The organism is Candidatus Eremiobacteraceae bacterium (assembly GCA_035314825.1).
Taxonomy (GTDB): Bacteria; Vulcanimicrobiota; Vulcanimicrobiia; order Eremiobacterales; family Eremiobacteraceae; genus JAFAHD01.
This window is the reverse complement of record DATFYX010000071.1, coordinates 30,053-50,403: the sequence shown is the minus strand read 5'-3', so window position 1 is coordinate 50,403 and position 20,351 is coordinate 30,053. Positions and strand designations below refer to the sequence as shown.

Annotated in this window: 17 protein-coding genes; 9 read left to right on the top strand and 8 right to left on the bottom strand. The window is 64.4% G+C overall.

Going from position 1 to position 20,351, the window contains the following annotated elements:
- Positions 1-71: 71 nt before the first annotated feature.
- The 7 genes from ftsE to VKF82_09800 all read left to right on the top strand — a co-directional run bounded on the left by ftsE (position 72) and on the right by VKF82_09800 (position 8,484).
- Positions 72-761, top strand: coding sequence for a cell division ATP-binding protein FtsE (gene ftsE / locus VKF82_09830; GenBank protein ID HME82363.1), 690 nt, complete (start codon positions 72-74; stop codon positions 759-761).
- Complete coding sequence (gene ftsX, locus VKF82_09825) at positions 748-1,632, top strand: permease-like cell division protein FtsX (protein HME82362.1); 885 nt, start codon at positions 748-750, stop codon at positions 1,630-1,632. The genes ftsE and ftsX overlap by 14 nt, the downstream gene beginning before the upstream one ends.
- Positions 1,632-2,891 (top strand): peptidoglycan DD-metalloendopeptidase family protein, encoded by a 1,260-nt coding sequence (locus VKF82_09820; GenBank protein ID HME82361.1) that lies wholly within the window; start codon positions 1,632-1,634, stop codon positions 2,889-2,891. Before ftsX ends, VKF82_09820 begins: the two co-directional genes overlap by 1 nt.
- A gap of 151 nt (positions 2,892-3,042) precedes the next feature.
- Positions 3,043-4,482, top strand: coding sequence for a S41 family peptidase (locus tag VKF82_09815; GenBank protein ID HME82360.1), 1,440 nt, complete (start codon positions 3,043-3,045; stop codon positions 4,480-4,482).
- A 1-nt stretch (position 4,483) separates the two neighbouring features.
- On the top strand, positions 4,484-5,914 hold the full coding sequence (locus VKF82_09810; protein HME82359.1) for a S41 family peptidase: 1,431 nt from the start codon (positions 4,484-4,486) through the stop codon (positions 5,912-5,914).
- 65 nt (positions 5,915-5,979) lie between these two features.
- On the top strand, positions 5,980-7,926 hold the full coding sequence (locus VKF82_09805; GenBank protein ID HME82358.1) for an AMP-binding protein: 1,947 nt from the start codon (positions 5,980-5,982) through the stop codon (positions 7,924-7,926).
- A 291-nt stretch (positions 7,927-8,217) separates the two neighbouring features.
- A complete protein-coding gene (locus tag VKF82_09800; protein HME82357.1) occupies positions 8,218-8,484 on the top strand; it encodes a DUF2283 domain-containing protein in 267 nt (88 codons plus the stop codon).
- A 2-nt stretch (positions 8,485-8,486) separates the two neighbouring features.
- Here the strand turns inward: VKF82_09800 and metE are convergent, their stop codons facing one another.
- Positions 8,487-10,802, bottom strand: a complete 2,316-nt coding sequence (gene metE / locus VKF82_09795) for a 5-methyltetrahydropteroyltriglutamate--homocysteine S-methyltransferase (GenBank protein HME82356.1) — start codon at positions 10,800-10,802, stop codon at positions 8,487-8,489.
- 56 nt (positions 10,803-10,858) lie between these two features.
- Positions 10,859-12,013 (bottom strand): acyl-CoA dehydrogenase family protein, encoded by a 1,155-nt coding sequence (locus VKF82_09790; GenBank protein HME82355.1) that lies wholly within the window; start codon positions 12,011-12,013, stop codon positions 10,859-10,861.
- 87 nt (positions 12,014-12,100) lie between these two features.
- Here VKF82_09790 and VKF82_09785 point away from each other — a divergent pair, with 87 nt between their 5' ends.
- Complete coding sequence (locus tag VKF82_09785; GenBank protein HME82354.1) at positions 12,101-13,531, top strand: S16 family serine protease; 1,431 nt, start codon at positions 12,101-12,103, stop codon at positions 13,529-13,531.
- A gap of 6 nt (positions 13,532-13,537) precedes the next feature.
- Here VKF82_09785 and VKF82_09780 read toward each other — a convergent pair whose 3' ends face one another.
- Positions 13,538-14,614: an alpha/beta hydrolase gene (locus VKF82_09780; protein ID HME82353.1), complete on the bottom strand. Its 1,077-nt coding sequence runs from the start codon at positions 14,612-14,614 to the stop codon at positions 13,538-13,540.
- Positions 14,615-14,868: 254 nt separating this feature from the next.
- Here VKF82_09780 and VKF82_09775 point away from each other — a divergent pair, with 254 nt between their 5' ends.
- Complete coding sequence (locus VKF82_09775) at positions 14,869-15,240, top strand: DUF6130 family protein (protein HME82352.1); 372 nt, start codon at positions 14,869-14,871, stop codon at positions 15,238-15,240.
- Between the two features lie 56 nt (positions 15,241-15,296).
- On the opposite strand, the gene VKF82_09770 is transcribed toward VKF82_09775, so the two are convergent.
- From VKF82_09770 to VKF82_09750, 5 genes are read right to left on the bottom strand one after another with little or no spacing between them, the layout of a single operon-like run.
- Positions 15,297-15,566 carry a MerR family transcriptional regulator gene (locus VKF82_09770; protein HME82351.1) on the bottom strand — a complete coding sequence of 90 codons (270 nt, stop codon included), beginning with the start codon at positions 15,564-15,566 and terminating at the stop codon, positions 15,297-15,299.
- A complete protein-coding gene (locus VKF82_09765; protein HME82350.1) occupies positions 15,566-16,603 on the bottom strand; it encodes a J domain-containing protein in 1,038 nt (345 codons plus the stop codon). Before VKF82_09765 ends, VKF82_09770 begins: the two co-directional genes overlap by 1 nt.
- A 32-nt stretch (positions 16,604-16,635) precedes the next feature.
- Entirely contained in the window at positions 16,636-17,217 is a 582-nt protein-coding gene (locus VKF82_09760; GenBank protein ID HME82349.1) for a nucleotide exchange factor GrpE, read from the bottom strand.
- Positions 17,218-17,226: 9 nt separating this feature from the next.
- Positions 17,227-19,107, bottom strand: a complete 1,881-nt coding sequence (gene dnaK / locus VKF82_09755; protein HME82348.1) for a molecular chaperone DnaK — start codon at positions 19,105-19,107, stop codon at positions 17,227-17,229.
- A 31-nt stretch (positions 19,108-19,138) separates the two neighbouring features.
- Positions 19,139-20,323, bottom strand: a complete 1,185-nt coding sequence (locus VKF82_09750; GenBank protein HME82347.1) for a trypsin-like peptidase domain-containing protein — start codon at positions 20,321-20,323, stop codon at positions 19,139-19,141.
- Positions 20,324-20,351 lie beyond the last annotated feature (28 nt).

The window sequence follows — 20,351 nt, the reverse complement described above, 5'->3', positions numbered from 1 at the left end:
GCTTGGCGGCCCCATCGAATCCGGTGTTTCAGCATGCGATACACGCGCGCCCAGAGTGAACACGGCTGGGCATGATTGTCTTTGAGGACGTCAGCCTCGTCTACCCAAACGGCGTCCACGCGCTCTCGAACGTCAACCTGAACGTCGCGCGGGGCGAGTTCCTGTTCCTCGTCGGCAGCACCGGCCAGGGCAAATCGAGCGTGCTCAAGTGCATCTATCGCGAGGCGCAGCCGAGCGCCGGCGATGTCGTCGTCGACGATTGGCGCCTCTCCACGCTGCCGCACGGCCAGGTCCCGCTCTTGCGCCGCAAGGTCGGCGTCGTCTTCCAAGATTTCAAACTGCTTCGCGGTAAGACCGTCTGGGAGAACGTCGCCTATGCGCTGCAAGTGACCGGCGCGAGCTCGCGCGACGTCATGCGCCGCGTGCCGCGCGCGCTCGAGCTCGTCGGCGTCGCGCACAAGAGCAGGATGTTCCCGCACGAGTTGTCAGGCGGCGAACAGCAACGCACCGCGATCGCGCGCTCGCTGGTGAACAACCCGCTCATCATGCTGTGCGACGAGCCGACCGGCAACCTCGATCCGGAGACGTCCGCCGAGATCATGGCGCTGCTCGCGCGCATCAACGCCAAGGGCACGACCGTCATCGTCGCGACGCACAACCAGGCGAGCGTCGACCGCATGCGCCGGCGCGTGGTGCGCTTGGTCCACGGCCGCATCGCGCACGATGAGGAGCGAGGCCGGTATCACGTTGGACTGGGGTAGGACGCAGTTCTTCTGGGCCGAGGTCGCCCAGAACTTCACCCGCAATGCGGCGATGACGCTCACCTCGATCGGCACGGTCGCGATATCGGTCGTGGTGCTCGGCGTGTTCCTGTTCGGGCGCGCGTCATTCAACCTCCTCATGGCCAATGTCGTCAACCGCGTCGACGTGGCCGTCTACCTCAAAGACGAGACGTCGCCCGCCGAGATCGACACCATGATGCGCCAGCTGCGCGCCGATCCGCGCGTCGACAACGTGCGCTTCGTCAGCAAGCAAGAGGCGCTCGAGACGCTGCGCAAGCGGCTGGCCGGCCAGGTCAACCTCGGGTTGATCAACGTCAATCCGCTGCCCAATTCGTTCATCGTGCACACCGCCGATCCGGCGGACGCGCCCGCGGTGGCGACGGAGCTGCAAGCCAAGCCGACCGTCGCGTTTGTCAATTACGGCAGCAAGGTGACCGAGCGGCTGCTGGGATTGCGCCGCGTGCTCGGTCTCATCGGCTTGGGTGTGATCGCGCTGCTGTTCGTCGCCACCGCGCTTATCATCTATAACACGATCCGGCTTACGGTCTTCGCGCGGCAGCGCGAGATCACGATCATGCAGCTCGTCGGCGCCACGAATTGGACGATCCGCTGGCCGTTCGTGTTCGAAGGCCTGCTTACCGGACTGGCCGGCGGGCTGCTCGGGCTGCTGGTGCTGTGGCCTGCATACCAGACCCTCGCCCCCAAGCTCGCGCTCGACTTGCCCTTCTTGCCCTTGAACCTCGCGGCCGTGCCGGTGGGGAATCTGGCGCTCGAACTGCTGCTCGTCGGCGCGTTCGTCGGCATGCTGGCCAGCTGGCTCTCGGTGAGCCGGTACCTGCGCCCGGCTTGATGCGCGCCACGCTGCGGGCGGCGGCGATTCTGATCGCGATTGCCGGCGCGGGCGCGGCGCAGTCGCCCGCGATGGCGCGAGTCGCGCATCCGACGCCGACACCCGTCCCGATCAATCTCAAGATCAAACAGAGCCAGCAGAAGATCGAGCAGACCAAGCAGCAGCTGGAACAGGCGCGCGGCCAGCTGCACCAAGCGCACTTCAAGGTGCAGAACATCTCCACCCAGCTGCACGAGACCAACGACGCGATCTTTCGCGTTACGGGCGAGATCGGCGATCTCTCGTCGGCGATCGACGTGACCGAGCGCCGCCTCGCGGTGCGCCGCATGCAGCTGGCCGACATCCAAGCCAGCCTCAAGCGTCACACGGACGCGCTCGACCGGCGCATGGTCGACATCTACGAACAGGGCTCGACCTCGTACCTTGACGTGCTGCTCGACGCCACCTCGTTCGAGGACTTCGTCGAGCGGCTCGACTTCTTGCGCTTCATCGTTCGTTCCGATACCGAGCTGATCGCGCGCGTCAACACGGAGCAGCATCGCTATCAGACGATCGTCGCCGATCTGGAAAGCACGCAAGCCGACTTGAATGCGCAGCGCGACGACCGCGAGCGCAAGCGCGGGCAGCTCTCAAGCTTGGCGGATCGCCGCCGCGAGCTGCTCTACGCCGCGACGCTCCAGCAAAACGTCATCCAACAGCACGTGCAACAGCTCGAAGATCTCACCGCGGCCCAAGAGGCCGAGCTTCAGCAGCTGATCGTCGAACGCCAGCGCGAAGAGGCGGCCGCTGCGGCGCGCGCGCGGCTCGCCGCGCAGCAGGCACGACGCGCGGCGGCTATCGCCGCCGGGCAAACGCCGCCGAACGAGCCGATCGGCTCAGGTCGATTCATCTGGCCGGCGCAAGGGCCGGTCGTCTCGCCGTTCGGCATGCGCTGGCACCCGATCTTGGGTGGTTACCGCATGCATACCGGCATCGACATCGGCGCCCCCTACGGCGCGCCGATCGTCGCGTCGGACGACGGCGTCGTGCTCTTCGTCGGTTGGTACGGCGGCTACGGCAATACCGTCATCATCGATCACGGCGGCGGCTTGTCGACGCTGTATGCGCACTGTTCGGCGATCCTGGTGTCGCAGGGGCTCTACGTCGCGCGCGGTCAAGCGATCGCGCGGGTCGGCGCCACCGGATACGCGACCGGTCCGCATCTGCACTTCGAGATCCGCGTCAACGGCGTGCCCGTCAATCCCATGACGCGCCTGTAGCGGCCGGATTTATCCGGCCGTTTCTGAATTCTCATCGCCTTCTATGCAACTTTCCGCAGGGAAAAACGTCGTATATAGGATATGAGAGTGTCTCGTCACATGGTCTGGCGGCTGTCCCGCAGGCCGCTCTCCGAAAGGACCCCTTAGCCTCGTGCCTGCCTATCGCCGCGCCATCGCCGTCGTGCTGGCCATCGTGGCCGCCGCCGGCCTCACGCTTGCGTACGAGCGTGCCCACCTCAAGCGGACCAACGCGCTCGATCCGCGGGTCCTGGCGTTCCATGTCGGCGATGCTCGCGGCGATTTTTCGGTCGGGGGCCAGCTCGCAAGCGCGGATGACCGCGGCAAAGACCTGAGCATCCTCGATATCTCCATGGAGAAGGTCCACGAGCACTTCTACAAGCCGATCGACGATCAAGGGCTGCTCAAAGGCGAGCGCACCGGCCTTGTGAAGTTCCTCGAACAAAAACATGTCAACGCGGTGATCGCGCTGCCGACCGCCGACAACGTGCTCGCAGACGACACGGCGGCCGCCAACAAGATGCTCACCGATGCGATGGATTCGTATTCGAGCGCAGCCAGCGTGGATGACATGACGTTTGCGGCGGTTTCGGGCATGCTCGATTCGCTGAACGATCCGTACACCGTGTTCTTAAGCCCGCGCGAGATCCAAAGCTTGAACGAGCTGATCCGCGGCGGCGACTTCGGCGGTATCGGCATCTATATCGGCAAGGATCCCAAGACCAAGGACATCGAGGTCCTCAACCCGATCGAGGGCACGCCGGCATCGCACGCCGGGCTCAAACCGTTCGACACCATCATCAGCGTGGACGGCCACCTGACCAAGCCGATGGACCTTGATTCGGTGATGAACCTGATCCGCGGCAAGGTCGGTACCGCGGTGAAGCTGCTGGTCGCGCGCAAAGGCGCTCCCGACAAGACCTACGTCGTGGTGCGCGAGCAGATCCACGTGCCGTCGGTCTCGTACCGCATGATCGGCAAGGACGTCGGCTACATCCAGCTCTACGATTTCGGCGATACCTCGGAGCAAGAGGTCACGGCAGCGTTGAACGCCGTGTTCAAGCAAGGCGCCAAAGCCATCGTCTTCGACCTGCGCAACAACGGCGGCGGCTTGCTCGACGCAGCCGTCCAGGTCTCGTCTAAGTTCATCGCTGACGGCCCCATCGTCTCGACGATCGACCGCGCCGGCCAAGTGGAGACCGAAGACGCATACCAGGACGCGGTGCCCCCGCACCCGCTGGTCGTGCTCGTCAATCAGTACACCGCCAGCGCGTCGGAGATCACCGCCGGTGCGATCCAGGACGCCCGCGTCGGCGTGCTGCTCGGCGTGCGCACCTACGGCAAGGGCGTCGTGCAGACGATCTATGATCTGCCCGGTTCCAGCGCGGTCAAGATCACGACCGCGCGCTACGTCACGCCCAACGGCCGCGACATCAACAAGCGCGGCATCGACCCGAACATCACCGTGCCGATGGACCCGAAGATCGTCGGACTCGATTCCAAGGACGTGCAGCTCAAAGCCGCGCTCGAGTATGTGCACAAACAGATCGCTCTGAGCGCGAAGAATCCATAGGATGAAGATGACACAGATGCACCCGACCCACCGGCTCACGATGTTTGCGGCCGCCGCCCTCGCCGGCGTGCTGCTGCTGGGCAGCGGCCCGAGCGCCACGCTTGCCGCCGCGACCGGCGGCGACGACCTCAATCGCTCGATGCTCGATTATAGCTTCCTGCGCGCCGGCGCCGAGTTCTTCAAGGCGGTCGACGACCAGACGCTGCTCGACGGTGCGGTCGCCGGCATCAAGAAGACGGTCAAGAGCAAGGGCGGCGACGCGAGCAAGTTGCCGGCGTTGCACACCCTCGGCAGCAAGAGCGCCGACATCTCGGAGCTCAACCAGGAGCTTCAGACGGCCGACCGCGACTACGGCAAGACCGTCGGCGAGAAGGACATCGCCTACGGCGCGATCGCGGGCATCCTCGATTCGCTGCACGACCATTGGACCGTGTTCATGACGCCGGACGAATACAAGTCGCTCAACCAGAACCTCGAAGGCAGCGGCTTCCCCGGCATCGGCATCGTCATCGACACGGACCCGGACACGAAATCGCTGCTGGTCACGCAAGTGATCTCCGGCGGACCGGCGGACAAGGCCGGACTGATGCCGGGCGACATCGTGCTCACCATCGACGGCAAGCCGACGACAGGGCTTTCGGTCGGCGATGACAGCAAACTGATCCGCGGCAAGCCGGGCACCTCGGTGGAGTTGGTGGTGCAGCGCAAGGGTCAAACCGCGAATCTCACCATGGACATCACGCGCGAGTTCATCCACGAACCGAGCGTACTGGCGCGCATGCTCGAGAACAACGTCGGCTACGTGCGCTTGCTCGTTTTCGGCGCGACCACCGGCGAAGAGCTGACGCGCGCGCTCGATGACTTCCAAAAGGCCGGCGTCAAAGGCTACGTCCTCGACTTGCGCTACAATGGCGGCGGCTACCTCAACGCCGCGGTCGACGTCGCATCGAAGTTCATCCCCGACGGCCCGATCGTCTCGATCGACGGACGGCAAAAGCCGTTCACGACCATCAACGCCGAAGCGACGGCCGTCCAAGCGCATCCGCTCGTGGTCCTGGTCAACGGCTACACGGCAAGCGCATCGGAGATCGCCGCGGGGGCCGTGCAAGACGACGGCGCGGGCGTGCTGATCGGCACCAAGACCTACGGCAAGGGCGAAGTGCAGACGATCTATCCGTTGCCGGATGGCAGCGCCATCAAGATCACGACGGCGCGCTATCTGACGCCGTCGGGCAAAGACATCAACACGATCGGCATCAAACCCGACATCGAGGTCGCCGACGTCAAGCCGGCCGACATCGGAAATGTGCTCAACGACGCGCAACTGCAGCGCGCGCTGTCGTTCATCCGCGATCAGATCGCGGCCGGCAACAACCCGCCCGCTGCTCCCGGCACGACGGCCGGCGGAGACCCTGGCAAGACCGGCCAGTGATGTAGCGGTCGAATTTATTCGACCGTGAAGGCGGGCCGGTCCGCACCGGTCGAACCCATTCGACCGTGAACGACGCCGTCTGGACCCCGACGCCCGAATTCGTCAATAATGCCAACCTCACGCGCTTCATGAAGCGCGTGGGTTGCGCGACGCTCGAAGAGCTGTGGGCGTACGCGCGCACGGACATCTCGCGCTTCTATCACGAGCTGGTCTCCGAGCTGGACCTCGCCTGGTTCTCGCGCTACACCCAAACCCTCGACATCTCGCGGGGCAAGCCGTTCGCGCGCTGGTTCGTGGGCGGACGATACAATGCGTCGTTCAACTGCCTCGACCGTTGGGTGCGTGCGGGGCGAGGCAACGAGCTCGCGCTGGCGTGGGAGGGCGAGGACGGCGCCGTGCGCCGCTTCACGTTCGACGAGCTGCTCGCGCAGGTGTGCCGGCTCGCCGGCGCGCTGCGTCGCATGGGTGTGGTGCGCGGCGATACCGTCGGCATCTTCATGCCGTTGTTGCCCGAGACCGCCATCGCGCTGCTCGCGATCGGGCGCATCGGCGCTATTGCCGTTCCGGCGTTTTCCGGGTATGGGGCTCAGGCGCTCGCCACGCGGCTCGCGGACGCGCAAGCCAAAGTGCTGCTCACAGCCGACGGAGTTTCGCGCCGCGGCAAACCCGTGGACATGAAAGCTGTGGCGGACGCTGCGCTCGCCGAAGTTCCGAGCGTGAAGCGCGTCTTGGTGTTCGCCCGCACCGGCGCGAAGGTCGGGTGGACGAAGGGCCGCGATCTCGATTGGGCCGACACGGTCGCCGCCGAGACGCCGTTCATCGAAGCCGAGCACACCGCTTCGGACGACCCGTACTTGCTGCTCTACACGTCCGGCTCCACGGGCAGGCCGAAGGGCGCCGTGCACGGCCATGCGGGATTCCCGGTCAAGGTCCAGATCGATCAATACCTGTGCTTCGACGTGAAGGTCGGCGACCGCATGCTATGGTTCACCGACATGGGTTGGATGATGGGCCCGTTCTTGGTGCTCGGGGCGCTCGGGTTGGGCGCGAGCATCATGCTGTACGAGGGCACGCCCGACTATCCGGCGCCGGATCGGTTGTGGGAGGTTGTGGCACGCCATCGCGTCACGCATCTGGGGATCGCGCCGACGGCGATCCGTTCTTTGATGTCGCACGGCGACGAGTGGCCGCGCAAGCACGATATGTCGTCGCTGCGGATCTTGGCATCATCTGGCGAAGCGTGGAATCCGCAGCCTTATCGATGGTTCTCCGAGCACGTCGGCGGCGGTCGCCTACCCATCATCAACTATTCGGGCGGCACCGAGATCAGCGGGGGAATCCTCGGCTGCTACCCAGTGCGCGCACTTGTGCCGTGCGCGTTTCACGGTCCGGTGTTCGGAATGGACGCCGATGTCGTGGATGCCGAGGGCCGATCGCTCGTCAGTGCGCCATCCGAGGTCGGCGAACTGGTCATCCGTCAGCCATGGCCCGGGATGACGCAAGGCTTTTGGCGCGACGATGAGCGCTACCTGAAGACGTACTGGTCGCGCTTCCCGGACGTATGGGTGCACGGCGATTGGGCAAGCGTGGATGCCGACGGTTTTTGGTACATCCACGGCCGCTCGGATGACACGATCAACGTAGCGGGCAAGCGCGTCGGGCCGGCTGAGTACGAGAGCGCGATCGTGGCGCACAAAGGTGTACGGGAAGTGGCAGCAGTCTCCGTGCCGGACGAGCTGAAGGGCGAGACGGTCGTGTGCCTGGTCGTGCTGCGGCCGAACATCACCGAAAGCGAGGGGCTGCGCGCCGAGCTCAACGGACGCGTGGTCGAGGATCTCGGCAAAGCGCTTGCGCCCAAGGCGGTGAAGTTCGTCGACGACTTGCCGCACACGCGCAACGGCAAGATGATGCGCCGCGTGGCGCGCGCCCGCTATCTCAAGCTCGGTGATCTGGGCGACTTATCGGCGCTCGAGAACCCCGCCTCGCTCGATGCCATCGACCGCGCCTTCTAGACATCGCAAATCGTTTACGAATCGGAAAATAGCGGCACACGTGTGAGAAATATCATGATCTCACGTGGAAATCGTATATCATCCGCACGCGCGCAAGCGCATGGGCCAACGCGAGGTATCCGAGGCCGAGGTCCTCGAAGCCCTGAGATTTCCTGACGTGGAGTTGCCAGCCCGGGAAGGGCGCCGCAACAGGTACAAGGTCATCGGTACCCGCAGGATACGCGTCACGTTCTGGCACAAATCACCGGACATCTATTACGTGCGGACGGTAACCGCAACCGAGGTGGTCCCATGACACAAACGCTCAAGGCGATTGAATGGAGCGGCGTCGTCGGTGATCCGATGTACTTCCGATTCTCGGATTCGCTCGTGGCGGCGACTCAAGAGTTCGCGGCCGGTGAAGTCAACATAGACGTTGACAGCGACGGCAAGGTCGTCGGAGCAGAGCTGCTCTCAGGCGACGCACACGACTTCGCCGTCTTCCTGAAGATCGCAGAGGCCCGCGGTCTCGATCTAAGCGGAGTGCACCTCGCACCTCAGCTGGCCACGCACGCTTAACATCACACCTTGACTGAGAACCTCATGCGCAAGCGCTGGGCGGCTTCGACCATGCGGGTCAGCGCCGGCACCACCTCTTCCCAGCGCCGGGTCTTCAAGCCGCAGTCCGGATTGACCCAGAGCTGATCGGCGGGCACGACGGCTGCCGCCTTCTCGAGCAGCGACGTCATCTCGTCGGCGCTGGGCACGCGCGGTGAGTGGATGTCGTACACGCCGGGGCCGATCTCGTTCGGGTACTTGAAATCGCGGAACGCCTCGAGGATCTCCATGTCGGAACGCGACGACTCGATGGTGATCACGTCGGCATCCATCGCGGCGATGGAGTCGATGATGTCGTTGAACTCCGAGTAGCACATGTGCGTGTGGATCTGCGTCTCGTCGCGCACGCCGGCCGACGCCACACGGAACGCCTTGACAGCCCAGCGCAGATATGCGGCCCACTGCGCGCGCTTGAGCGGCAATCCTTCGCGAATAGCCGGCTCGTCGATCTGGATGACCTTGATGCCTGCGCGCTCGAGGTCGACGACCTCGTCGCGGATCGCCAGGGCGATCTGCAGCGCGGTGTCGGAGCGCGGCTGGTCGTCGCGCACGAACGACCACTGCAAGATCGTGACCGGACCCGTCAGCATGCCCTTCATCGGTTTGACCGTCAACGATTGGGCGTACGAGCTCCAGGCCACGGTCATCGGATGCGGCCGCGAGACGTCGCCGAAGATGATCGGCGGTTTGACGTAGCGCGAGCCGTAGCTCTGCACCCAGCCGTGTTGCGTGAATGCGAAGCCGTTGAGCTGCTCGCCGAAATACTCGACCATATCGTTGCGCTCGGCCTCACCGTGCACGAGCACGTCGAGTCCGATATTCTCTTGTTCGCTCACCGCGTGCGCGATCTCGGAATTGATCCGGCGGTCGTATTCGGCCGCGTCGATCTCGCCTTTCTTGAACTTCGCGCGCGCCTCGCGGATGGCGCTGGTCTGCGGGAAGCTGCCGATGGTCGTCGTCGGGAACATCGGCAGGTCCAGCCGCGCTCGTTGCGCGAGCCGCCGTGTCGGAAATGCCGACGCGCGGCGCGTATCGCGGTCTCCCAGCGCGGCTTCGCGGCGCTCGACGGCGGGATCGTGGATGCGCGCGGAGGTCGCCCGGCTCTGGCGCGCGCCGCGAGCTCCCGTAAAGATCTCTGCGACCTCTGCGGCCTGCGGGCCGAGCGCCCGTTTGAGCGCCACCACTTCACCCAGCTTCTGCGCTGAGAAGGCCAGCCAAGACTTGAGCTCGGCGTCGAGCTTGGTCTCCTGATCGAGGTCGATCGGCGTGTGCAAGAGGCTGCATGATGGGGCTACCCAGAGCCGGTCGCCCATATCCGCCAGCGGCTGGACCAGCTTGAGCGCGGCGTCGAGATCCGCGCGCCACACGTTGCGGCCGTCGATGACGCCAAGGGACAGCGTCTTGTCCTTGGGATATGCTTTGGCGAACGCCGCGAGCTGCTTTGGCGCGCGCACAAGGTCGAGGTGCAAGCCGCCGACCGGCAGATCGAGCAGCTCGGCCGCCACATCGTCGACCGCGTCGAAATATGTCGTGAGCAGCAGATTGGGCGCGCCTTCGGCGACGAGCGTCGCATAGGCGTGGCGCACGGCCTTCAACCACTCCGGCCGGAGATCGAGCGCAAGCGCCGGCTCGTCCATCTGAACCCATGTGACGCCGAGGCGCTTGAGCTGCCCGAGCACCTGTGCGTAGACGGGGATCATCTGATCGATGAGTTCGAGCGGCGCAAGATGTGCGGCCCCTGGAGCGGTCGAGTTTACTCGATCGTTCTCCGCGCGCCATTTCCCTAGCCGCCAGAATGTGAAGGGCCCCACGAGCACCGGCTTGGCGACGATGCCGAGCGCGAGCGCCTCTTTTGTCTCATCGATGAGCTTCGTGCTCGAGAGCGCAAACGCAGAGCGCGGCGTGAATTCGGGAACGATATAATGATAGTTGGTGTCGAACCACTTGGTCATCTCCATCGCGGGTTGGGTGTTCGTGCCGCGCGCCATCGCGAAGTAGGTGGCGAGGTCGACATCGCCACCGTGCCAGCCGTAGCGCTCGGGTACCGCGCCCAACATCGCCGCCGTGTCCAGCATATGGTCGTACAGCGAGAAGTCGCCGGCGGGGATCAGGTCGAGACCCGCGTCGCGCTGCAGCTCCCAGTGCCGCTTGCGCAGCAGCCACGCGGTCTCCGCCAGCGCGGTGGCATCGGCTTGGCCCGACCAGAAATGCTCGAGCGCCCGTTTGAGCTCCCGCTTGTGGCCGATGCGGGGAAAACCTAAGTTATGGGCGATCGCCATTGATCACGACCCCTTGTAGTAGCGCGTTCTCTTGAACGCGCTCAGCCAAAAAGTTGCTACTTGCCCAGCAATGCTCGCGAGATCACGATACGCTGGATCTGCTGCGTGCCTTCGTAGATCTGCGTGATCTTGGCATCGCGCATCATGCGCTCGACCGGGTATTCGGTCATATAGCCGTAGCCGCCGAGCAACTGAACGGCGTCGGTCGTCACACTCATCGCGACATCGCCGCACTTGAGCTTGCACAGCGCGCCCCAGTGGGTGACGTCAGGCGCGCCTTCGTCGCACTTGCGCGCGGCTTCGTACAGCAGCAAGCGCGCGGCTTGCGTCTCGAGCTCCATGTCGGCCACCATCCACTGCAGGCCTTGCTGCTTGGACAGCGGTTTCCCGAACGCGACGCGTTCCTTCAAGTACTTGGCGGCGAAATCAAGCGCGCCTTGCGCCAGACCCAGCGCCTGCGCCGCGACGCCCGGCCGGGACTTGTCGAGCGTCTTCATCGCGATGCCGAAGCCTTGGCCCTCTTCGCCGAGCAGCCGATCGGCGGGGATGCGGCAGTTCTCCAAGACCACCTCATTGGTCGGTGAGCCGCGGATGCCCATCTTGTGCTCGACCTTGCCGAGCTTGAAGCCGGGATCGTCGGTGTGGCAGATGAACGCAGAAGCGCCTTTGGGACCGAGCTCCTTGTTCGTCATCGCGAAATAGATGCAGATGTCCGCCACTGCGACGTTGGTGATGAACACCTTCGTGCCGTTGAGCACGTAATGGTCGCCGTCGCGCACCGCGGTGGAGCGCATGTTGGCCGCATCCGAGCCCGAAGTCGGCTCGGTCAGCGCGTACGACGTCATCCACTCGCCGGTGGCCAGCTTGGGAAGGTATTTCTTCTTCTGAGCGTCATTGCCGGCGATCATGATCGGCAGCGCGCCCAGCTCCTGCACGGCGACGATCAGCCCCGACGAAGCGCAGGCCTTGGAGATCTCTTCCACGACCTTCACATAGGTGAGGAAACTGCCCAAACCGCCGTATTCCTCGGGCAATGCGACGCCGAGCAGGTCGTTCTTGGCGAACAGATCGCGCAGATCTTTGGGATATTCGCCTTTGGCGTCGATCTCGGCGGCGCGCGGCTCGACCTTCTCTTTGACGAGCTTGCGCACGGTGTCGAGGATCATCTGCTCGGCTTCGAGCATTTCGGCGCTGCGTTCGGGTGCCAGCATGGGTGCGTGAGCCTCCGGTGAAAGCGGGTCAGGTCAAGTTCTGGGCCGCGTGAAGGTCGCCTTCCGCGCGGCGCAAAACCGCGTGGTGTGGACGACGAACGTCGCAAGAAGCTGGCGCGCTTCCTCGTTCGAGCCGTGCCGATCGCGCTTGTCGCCGGCATCCTCGGATTCTGGCCGCTCCCGTATTACGTGATCGGCCCGTGGGCGGCGGAAGACCTCAACCGCGTGGTGCACGTCGCCGGCGCAAGCCCGCCGCCGGGCACGATGTACGACACGACCATCATCCCATTGCCAGGGCGTCCGGCGACGGTGATCGCCGCGAAGCTCTTGCCCGGCGTCGAGGTGGTTCCGCGTGCGCTGCTGGCGCCGCCCACCATGAGCGATTTCGACGTCATCCGTTCCAGCTACGTGTCGCAAGAAGAAGGCAAGCACAGCGCGGAGATCGTCGCGGCGCGCGCGGCCGGCCTGCCCTTCGAATTCAAACACGTCTTCACGGTGGGCGCGCTCTCGCCACAGCGACATGAGCCTCAGTGCTTCAAACCGGGAGATCAACTCGTAAGCGTGGATGGCGAGCCGATCGATGCGGCCGGCACGCTCGCGCTCGCGGCGCAGGCGAAACCGCTGGGATCGCCCTTTGATATCCACGTCGTGCGCGGCGGCAAAGCGCTCCGGTTGCGGTGCACGACGGCGCCGATCGACGGCCGCGCGCGATTCGGCATCAGGCTGGGCGAATTCGAGAAGATCGGCCAGCTCCCGATCGGCGTGACCTATACGCTGCCGTGGTATCAAAGCGGCGGGTCGAGCGGTCTCATGTTCGCGCTGCAGATCTATCGCACGCTCACGCATGCGGATCTCACGCACGGCGAAGGCGTCGCCGGCACCGGCGTGATCGACGACGACGGCAACGTGTTGCCGATCGTCGGCGCGCGGCAGAAGATCATCGCCGCCAAACGCAAAGGCGCGACGATTTTCCTCGTGCCGATGCAGAACTACGACGATATCCGTGATACGCCCGGCGTCCGCGTCATCCCGGTCAGCAATTTCAACGAGGCCGTGAACTGGCTGTCATGGCGGCTGCGCAGCTGTCCGAACGCGGCCGTCGACATCGCGTCGCTGACCGGCATTCGTTTCGCAGACCTGCCGATCGGGGACGCCGAGCTCAACGGCACCAAGCTACCGGCCGGCATACTGCGGTTGGACTACGGTCACGCCGCATGCAATCTCATCCGCTTCTGGTATTTCTGGAACGATCGTACGCATCCGCTGCGCGTGCATTTCCGCAAGAGCTCGATCCGCGATGCCGAGCTGCAGATGGTGCACGGTACGCCGCAGATCATGGTGACTGACGAGCACGGACACACGTACGCCAAGATGCTGGCACGTGCGCCCGACGCCTTGGTCGGCTACTTCATCAGCACTCGTCCCGGCATCGCACTGTGGACGTCGCCGCACACCTACGACTACATCGGTTTCGGCGCACAGGGCATCACGCTCTGGCACGCGCAGCCGACGCAATGAGTCTCTTTAATAGCCGGCCACCGTGACGATCGCGTCCGAAAACGCTTGCGGCGCCTCCTGCGGCACGTCGTGACCGATGCCGTTGAGGATCTGGTGCGAGTACTTGCCGGTGAACTTGCTCCGGTACGCGGTGCCAGGAGCATTCGCGCCATCGAAATCGCTCGCGATCGTGATCGTGGGTTGAGTGATGGGTGGACCAGCGTACAATGTGTTCTCGTAGCTCTCGTATTTCGGATCGCCCGGCGCGAGGCCGATCCGCCAGCGGTAATTGTGGATCACCATCGCGACATGATCGGGATTCTTGAACGACGCTGCTGTGTTGTCATAGGTCGCATCGGTGAACTGCCATTTCGGCGACTGGAGCGACCAGACGAGCTTGTTGAAATCGTAGGTGTACTGCGTATAGCCGAGCACGCCGCGTTGCGTCGAAAAATACCACTGATACCAAAAGGCATATTCGGCCCTCGGCGGTGCCGGCTGCTTGTTCGCTGGGACGTTGGCGATCAAGTAGCCGCTCACGAGCACGAGCGCCTTGACACGCTCGGGCCAAAGGATCGCGACGACGGCCGCCGTCCGCGATCCGATGTCGAACCCGCCGAGGATCGCCTGCTTGATGTTGAGGGCGTCCATCAGGTTGACGACGTCTTCGCCGCAGACCGATTGCTGCGCGGTGCGGAATGTGTCGGCCGAAAGGAATGTCGTCGAGCCGTAGCCGCGCTGGAACGGAACGATCACGCGATAGCCGGCCCGAGCCAGCAGCGGCGCGACATCGACGTAGGCGTGGATGTCGAACGGCCAGCCGTGCAGCAGGATCACCGGCTGACCGTTGGCCGGGCCGACGTCTGCGTAGCCGATGTTCAAAACGCCCGCGTTGACTTGCTTCATCGACGCGAACGACGTGTTCTTTGGAGCAGACGGCGTGAGGTGCAAGGTTTGATCCCCTCCGTCACCTGCCGAAGCTGCAGCGACAGCGCTGCCTGGCTGCGCGCTCGCGGGCTTGAGCATGCCGAGCTCGGCGGCAACGATCGTCATCGCAGCTGTGCCAAAGAATCCGCGGCGGTCGAGGTTGAAGTCCCCATCCATGGTGCGCCCCTTTCGGAACGTGGTGCCTTGCGAGTATCCACAGAAAGTCGCGTATTTCAGCGCTGGCATCGAAAACCTGTCGCGTTTTTCTCTTTTCACAATACGGAACACCTGCGACTCAATAAGTACTAGATATTTGCAATTTCTTTCAAGCGACTCGTGATGCGAACACGCGTGCCCTTGCGCGTCGGCGGATAGAGGCGTAGCATAATTCGACTGACCTTCATCGCGACCGCGAAAGGATTATAGCCGCCATGTTGAGCGTTCGAGAAGTGCGCGGCGCCGCCGCCGTACAGCCGGTCAAAGACGAAGCGCCGGCCAAGATCTACGTCGATCCGCCGCTGGCAGAATCTCTCAAGGGCGGCCGGGTCGTTATCCAATACTACGCAGAGAATGTGCACATCGTGCCGGTGTATGGCCCTGCCGCGCTCCAGGTTTCTCCGCGAATCGGTCACCTCCACGTCACCGTTGATGACGCTTCATGGCATTGGTTGGATGGGAGCAACGAGCCGATCGTCATCAATGGCTTTACGCCCGGCCCGCACAAAGTGAAGATCCAACTGGCGAATGCGATCCATGTGCCGCTGGACCAGGCCGTGGTCGAATTCATCGTCCCGTCGAACTGAACCGCATGGCGCACTTCAGCGGTAGAAGCGCTACGACGATCCGCCGATGACGGATGCTATTCGAGCTGGCGCTGGAGCAGCCGGATCTCCTCGAGCAGGCGCAGCACGACGTCCACGCCCGCGAGATTGATGCCCATGATGTCGGTCATGCGGCGGATGGTGTTGAGCCGGTCGACGTCGGCTTCTGAGTAGAAGCGCACCTCGTTCACGAGCAGCGGCCGCAGCAGCCCCGCGCGTTCGTACCTGATGAGCGTCTCGGGCGCGACTTCGAACTGCGCGACGACCGCGGTGATCGCGTAGAGCTCGGCGTTCACACCTGTCTCCATCAGCGTGCCTTGGCCATCTCTGCGAGCTGCTGCCAAAGCTCGCGTTCCTTCTCGGTGGGTTTGGCGGGCAGCTCCGCCATGAGCTTCACGTACAGATCACCGTTGCCGCCGGCGCCCAGCTTCGGCATTCCCTTGCCGGGGATGCGCAAGACGCGGCCGTTCTGCGAAAGGGCCGGAACCTTCATGTCGATCTTGCCGCCTATCGTGGGCACGGTCGTCTCGCCGCCGAGCACGAGGCTATAGACGCTGACCGGATGCTCCTCGTACAGATCGTCGCCGCGACGTTCGAAGATCGGGTCGTGCGCGATGTGCACGACCAAGTAGAGATCGCCGTTCGGCCCGCCGCCGAATCCGAGGCCGCCTTGCCCCGCGAGCCTGATGCGTTGTCCGTCGCGCACCCCGCGCGGAATGGTGACGTCGAGCGTCTTGGTGACGTTGATCGTGCCCGTGCCGCGGCATTCATGGCACAGCTTGCCGTTGAGCGTCCCCGTGCCGTTGCAGCGCGGACAGCGGGCTTGGGTTTGGACGGTGAGCTGACGCGCGCCGCCGCCGTACGCGTCGCGCAGGGTCAGCTCGATGCCGTACTCGGCATCGTTGCCGCGAATGCCGCGGCGCGAGGACGCGCGCGACGACGTGCGAGACGAAGAGCCGCCGCCGCGCGGGCTGAAGTCGCTGAAGAAGGTGCGGAAGAAGTCGGAGAAGTCGCCGCCCTCGCCCTCGGCGCCGATATCGTGGAATTCGTAATGCACGCCGTCGCCGCCGGGCTGATAGCCCTGGCCTGCGTACCCGTAGTCCTGCGCCTGCTGCTGCCAGTTCGGGCCGAGCGTGTCGTACCGCTTGCGCTTGTCGGGGTCGCTCAGGACCTCGTTGGCCTCGGAGATCTCCTTGAACTTCTCCTCGGACTCTTTTTTCTTGGTCGGGTTGACGTCCGGGTGCCACTTGCGGGCCAGCTTGCGATAGGCCGCTTTGATCTCTTTGGTCGTGGCGGTCTTGGGAACCCCGAGGATCTCGTAATAGTCTTTGTATTGTAGCGGCATGAATAGACGGTCCCGGGCTCGAGAGCCCGGGACTACATGTCTCTCTTGGCGACGACGACTTGTGCCGGGCGCAGGACCTCGTCGCCGATATAATAGCCTTTCGCAGCCTCGGCCACCACGGTGTTGTCCGCGACGCCGTCCGCGGCGGGCTGCGTCGCGACGGCCTCGGCCACCGCAGGATCAAACGGCTTGCCGATCACGTCGATCGGGCGGACCTTTTCGGCCGCCAGCGCCGACAGCATCTGCTTAGAGGTCTGCACCACGCCGTCGACGATCTTGTCTGCCGGCGTTCCGGCGGCGCGGTACTCTTCCGCGCGCGCCAGGTTGTCCAACACGGGCAAGATCCGTTTGAGCAGATCGCGCCGTCCGCGTTCGGACAGGTCCCGGATGTCGCGCTCGGCGCGTTTGCGGTAGTTATCGAAATCGGCCAGCGCGCGCATGTAGAGGCTGCGTAGCTCCTCTATTTGCGCACGCGCTTGTTCGAGTTGATCGGAAAGCGAGCTTTGCGCCCGCGCCTCGCCGTCCGCGCGCCCGTCGGCCGCGGCCGGATCGACGCCCGGCAGCGGCCCGCTCGAGAGCGAATCGAACTCGTCGGTCGGGTTGAGCTCAGGCATGCGTCGCTCTTAGTGCTCCTTGAACTCGGCGTCGATGACGTCGCCTTGCGCGCTATCTGGCGCGCCGGCGGATGCACCGGCCGTCGGCCCCGCGTCCGGACCAGGACCGCTCGAACCGTTGCCGGTCGGGCCCGCCCCGTCGCCACCAGGTGCCTGGGCCGTCTTCTGATAGATGGCCTGGCCGAGCTTCATCGAGGCGGCTTCGAGCTGTTCGGTCGCGCGCTTGAGATCGTCGGACGAGCCCGACTTGAGCAGCGAGCGCACGTTGTCGAGGGCCTTTTGGACGTCGGCCTTGTCGGAGTCGGAGGCTTTGTCGCCGACCTCTTTGAGCATCTTCTCCGTCGCATAGGCGAGGTTGTCCGCGCGGTTGCGCGTCTCGACCTCTTCCTTCTTGCGCTTGTCCTCTTCGGCGTGCGCCGTGGCGTCGCGCACCATGCGATCGACGTCGTCCTTGCTCAGGTTGCTCGACGCGGTGATGGTGATGCGCTGTTCCTTGCCCGTGCCGAGATCCTTCGCGTTGACGTGCGTGATGCCGTTGGCGTCGATGTCGAAGGTCACTTCGACCTGCGGCACGCCGCGCGGCGCCGGCGGGATACCCTCGAGCCGGAACTTGCCCATCGTCTTGTTGTCGCCCGCCATCTCGCGCTCGCCTTGGAGCACGTGGATGTCGACCGACGTCTGGCCGTCCTCGGCCGTGGTGAACGTCTGCGACTTGCGCGTCGGGATCGTCGTGTTGCGATCGATGAGCTTGGTCATCACGCCGCCGAGTGTCTCAAGACCCAGCGAGAGCGGGGTCACGTCGAGCAGCACGACGTCGCGGACCTCGCCCGACAGCACGCCCGCCTGGATGGCCGCGCCGATGGCGACGACCTCATCCGGATTGACGCCTTGGTGCGGATCCTTGTTGGTCAGCTCTTTGACCAGCTCTTGGATCTTGGGCATGCGCGTCGCGCCGCCCACCAGGATCACTTCGTTGAGCTGATCGACGGTCAGCTTGGCGTCGCGCAGCGCGTTCTCGAACGGCGCTTTCGTGCGCTCGGTGAGGTCAGACGTGAGCTGCTCGAACTTCGCGCGCGTGAGCGTGTAGTCGAGGTGCTTGGGACCGCTCTGGTCGGCCGTGACGAACGGCAGATTGATGCTCGTCTGCTGCAGCGTCGACAGCTCGACCTTCGCCTTCTCGGCGGCGTCGGTCAAGCGTTGCACGGCCTGCCGGTCGCCGGAAAGATCGATGCCCTGGTCCTTCTTGAACTCGGCGATGAGCCAGTCGACGATGCGCTTGTCATAGTCGTCGCCGCCCAGGTGCGTGTCGCCATTGGTGGATTTGACTTCGAACACGCCGTCGCCGACTTCCAAGACGGAGACGTCGAACGTGCCGCCGCCGAGGTCCCAGACCAAGATCGTCTCGTTGCCCTTCTTGTCCAGGCCATAGGCGAGCGCGGCCGCGGTCGGCTCGTTGATGATGCGCAGCACCTCAAGGCCCGCGATGCGCCCGGAGTCCTTGGTCGCCTGGCGTTGCGCGTCGTTGAAGTACGCGGGGACGGTGATGACGGCTTGGGTCACCTTCTCGCCGAGATACGTGCTCGCGTCGGTGGCCAGCTTTTGCAGGATCATCGCCGAGATCTCTTGCGGCGTGTACGCTTTGCCGTCGATGTCGGTCTTGTGATCGGTACCCATGTAGCGCTTGATCGAGGAGATCGTGCGCTCGGGGTTGGTGATCGCCTGGCGTTTGGCCAGCTGGCCGACGAGCCGCTCGCCGTTCTTGGTGAACGCGACCACGGACGGCGTCAGGTAGCTGCCTTCAGCATTGGGGATCACCGTGGGCTTCGAACCTTCCATGACGGCCACCACCGAGTTGGTGGTGCCGAGGTCGATGCCGACGACTTTAGCCATTGAGTTCCTCTTGCTTCCTTATGATGATGTGTTAGCTCTGCGGGAGCTGCTCGGGCATATCGGCCAGCGTGATGTCGAACGGCGTCAGCGAACCCTTGCGCCAGACCAGCAGCGAGACCTTATCGCCGGTCTTGAGCTTGGCCACCGCGTTGGCGACGTCCGACGGATCCTTCACCTTTTCGTGGTTGAGCTCGACGATCACATCGCCTTGCGCCAGACCGACCTTATCGGCCGGACTGCCGCTGACCACATTCGTGACCACGACGCCGCTTCCGCCGGTATAGCCGAGGTAGTTGCTGATGCGATCGTTCATCGAGGTCATCACGATGCCGATGTACGGGTGGCTGATCGTCTTGTGCGTCTCGAGCTGCGCCAAGATCGGCTGTGCCGTGTTGATCGGGATCGCGAAACCGATGTTCTGCGCGCGCGGATCGACGACGGCCGCGATACCGACGACTTGACCCGAGATCGTGACCAGCGGCCCGCCCGAGTTGCCGGGGTTGATGGGCGCCGTGGTCTGCAACAGGTCGCTGTACTTGATCGACGGGATGTTGAACGTGCCGTCGCCGCCCGCCGTGATGTCAGTGCGATGCAGCGCCGAGACGATGCCTAAGCTCACCGAGTTCTGGAACGATTCGGGCTCGCCGATCGCCAGCACGAACTGGCCTTGCTGCAGCGCGTTGGCGTCGCCCAGCGGCAGCGCCGGCGGCAGATTGGAGCCGGTGATTTTCAGCACCGCGAGATCGGAGCGGATATCCGAGCCGACCTTTTCGGCCTGCACTTTGCGGCCGTTGGCGAGCAGCACTTCGATCTTGTCCGCGCTGTACACGACGTGCGCGTTGGTGGCGACGTACGCGGTGTCACCGTCCTTGCGGATGATGAAGCCGCTGCCGGAGGCGTGCGCGATGAACGGCTCGCCCGGCGCGCCGCCGCCCTGCCCTTGGTCGCCGAAGAACTGGCTGAAGGGGTCGATCTGCTGGCCGTGCAGCGTCGAGCGGATCAGGACGACCGATGGTTCGGCGCGCTTGACCGCCTCGATGATGCGCTGCTCGAGATCGTCGGAATGCATGGGTGCCGCGTATGCGACGGTTGGAACGGGCTCGATCGCCGTCGTTTGATGGCGCGCGACGAGGCTCTGCCAGTTCGTCACAAGGGCGGCTCCGACGAGAACGCCGACCAGGCCGACGACCAGCGCGTTGCGTGTGGGGGAACTCATTTTACGTCGTTCTTACTCCTGAACCTAG

Bases quoted from the DNA above. Each gene is read 5' to 3' on its own strand.
- ftsE (HME82363.1), top strand. From the start codon at position 72: ATGATTGTCTTTGAGGACGTCAGCCTCGTCTACCCAAACGGCGTCCAC.
- VKF82_09820 (HME82361.1), top strand. From the start codon at position 1,632: ATGCGCGCCACGCTGCGGGCGGCGGCGATTCTGATCGCGATTGCCGGC.
- VKF82_09810 (HME82359.1), top strand. From the start codon at position 4,484: ATGAAGATGACACAGATGCACCCGACCCACCGGCTCACGATGTTTGCG.
- VKF82_09800 (HME82357.1), top strand. From the start codon at position 8,218: ATGACACAAACGCTCAAGGCGATTGAATGGAGCGGCGTCGTCGGTGAT.
- metE (HME82356.1), bottom strand. From the start codon at position 10,802: ATGGCGATCGCCCATAACTTAGGTTTTCCCCGCATCGGCCACAAGCGG.
- VKF82_09790 (HME82355.1), bottom strand. From the start codon at position 12,013: ATGCTGGCACCCGAACGCAGCGCCGAAATGCTCGAAGCCGAGCAGATG.
- VKF82_09780 (HME82353.1), bottom strand. From the start codon at position 14,614: ATGGATGGGGACTTCAACCTCGACCGCCGCGGATTCTTTGGCACAGCT.
- VKF82_09775 (HME82352.1), top strand. From the start codon at position 14,869: ATGTTGAGCGTTCGAGAAGTGCGCGGCGCCGCCGCCGTACAGCCGGTC.
- VKF82_09770 (HME82351.1), bottom strand. From the start codon at position 15,566: ATGGAGACAGGTGTGAACGCCGAGCTCTACGCGATCACCGCGGTCGTC.
- VKF82_09765 (HME82350.1), bottom strand. From the start codon at position 16,603: ATGCCGCTACAATACAAAGACTATTACGAGATCCTCGGGGTTCCCAAG.
- VKF82_09760 (HME82349.1), bottom strand. From the start codon at position 17,217: ATGCCTGAGCTCAACCCGACCGACGAGTTCGATTCGCTCTCGAGCGGG.
- dnaK (HME82348.1), bottom strand. From the start codon at position 19,107: ATGGCTAAAGTCGTCGGCATCGACCTCGGCACCACCAACTCGGTGGTG.
- VKF82_09750 (HME82347.1), bottom strand. From the start codon at position 20,323: ATGAGTTCCCCCACACGCAACGCGCTGGTCGTCGGCCTGGTCGGCGTT.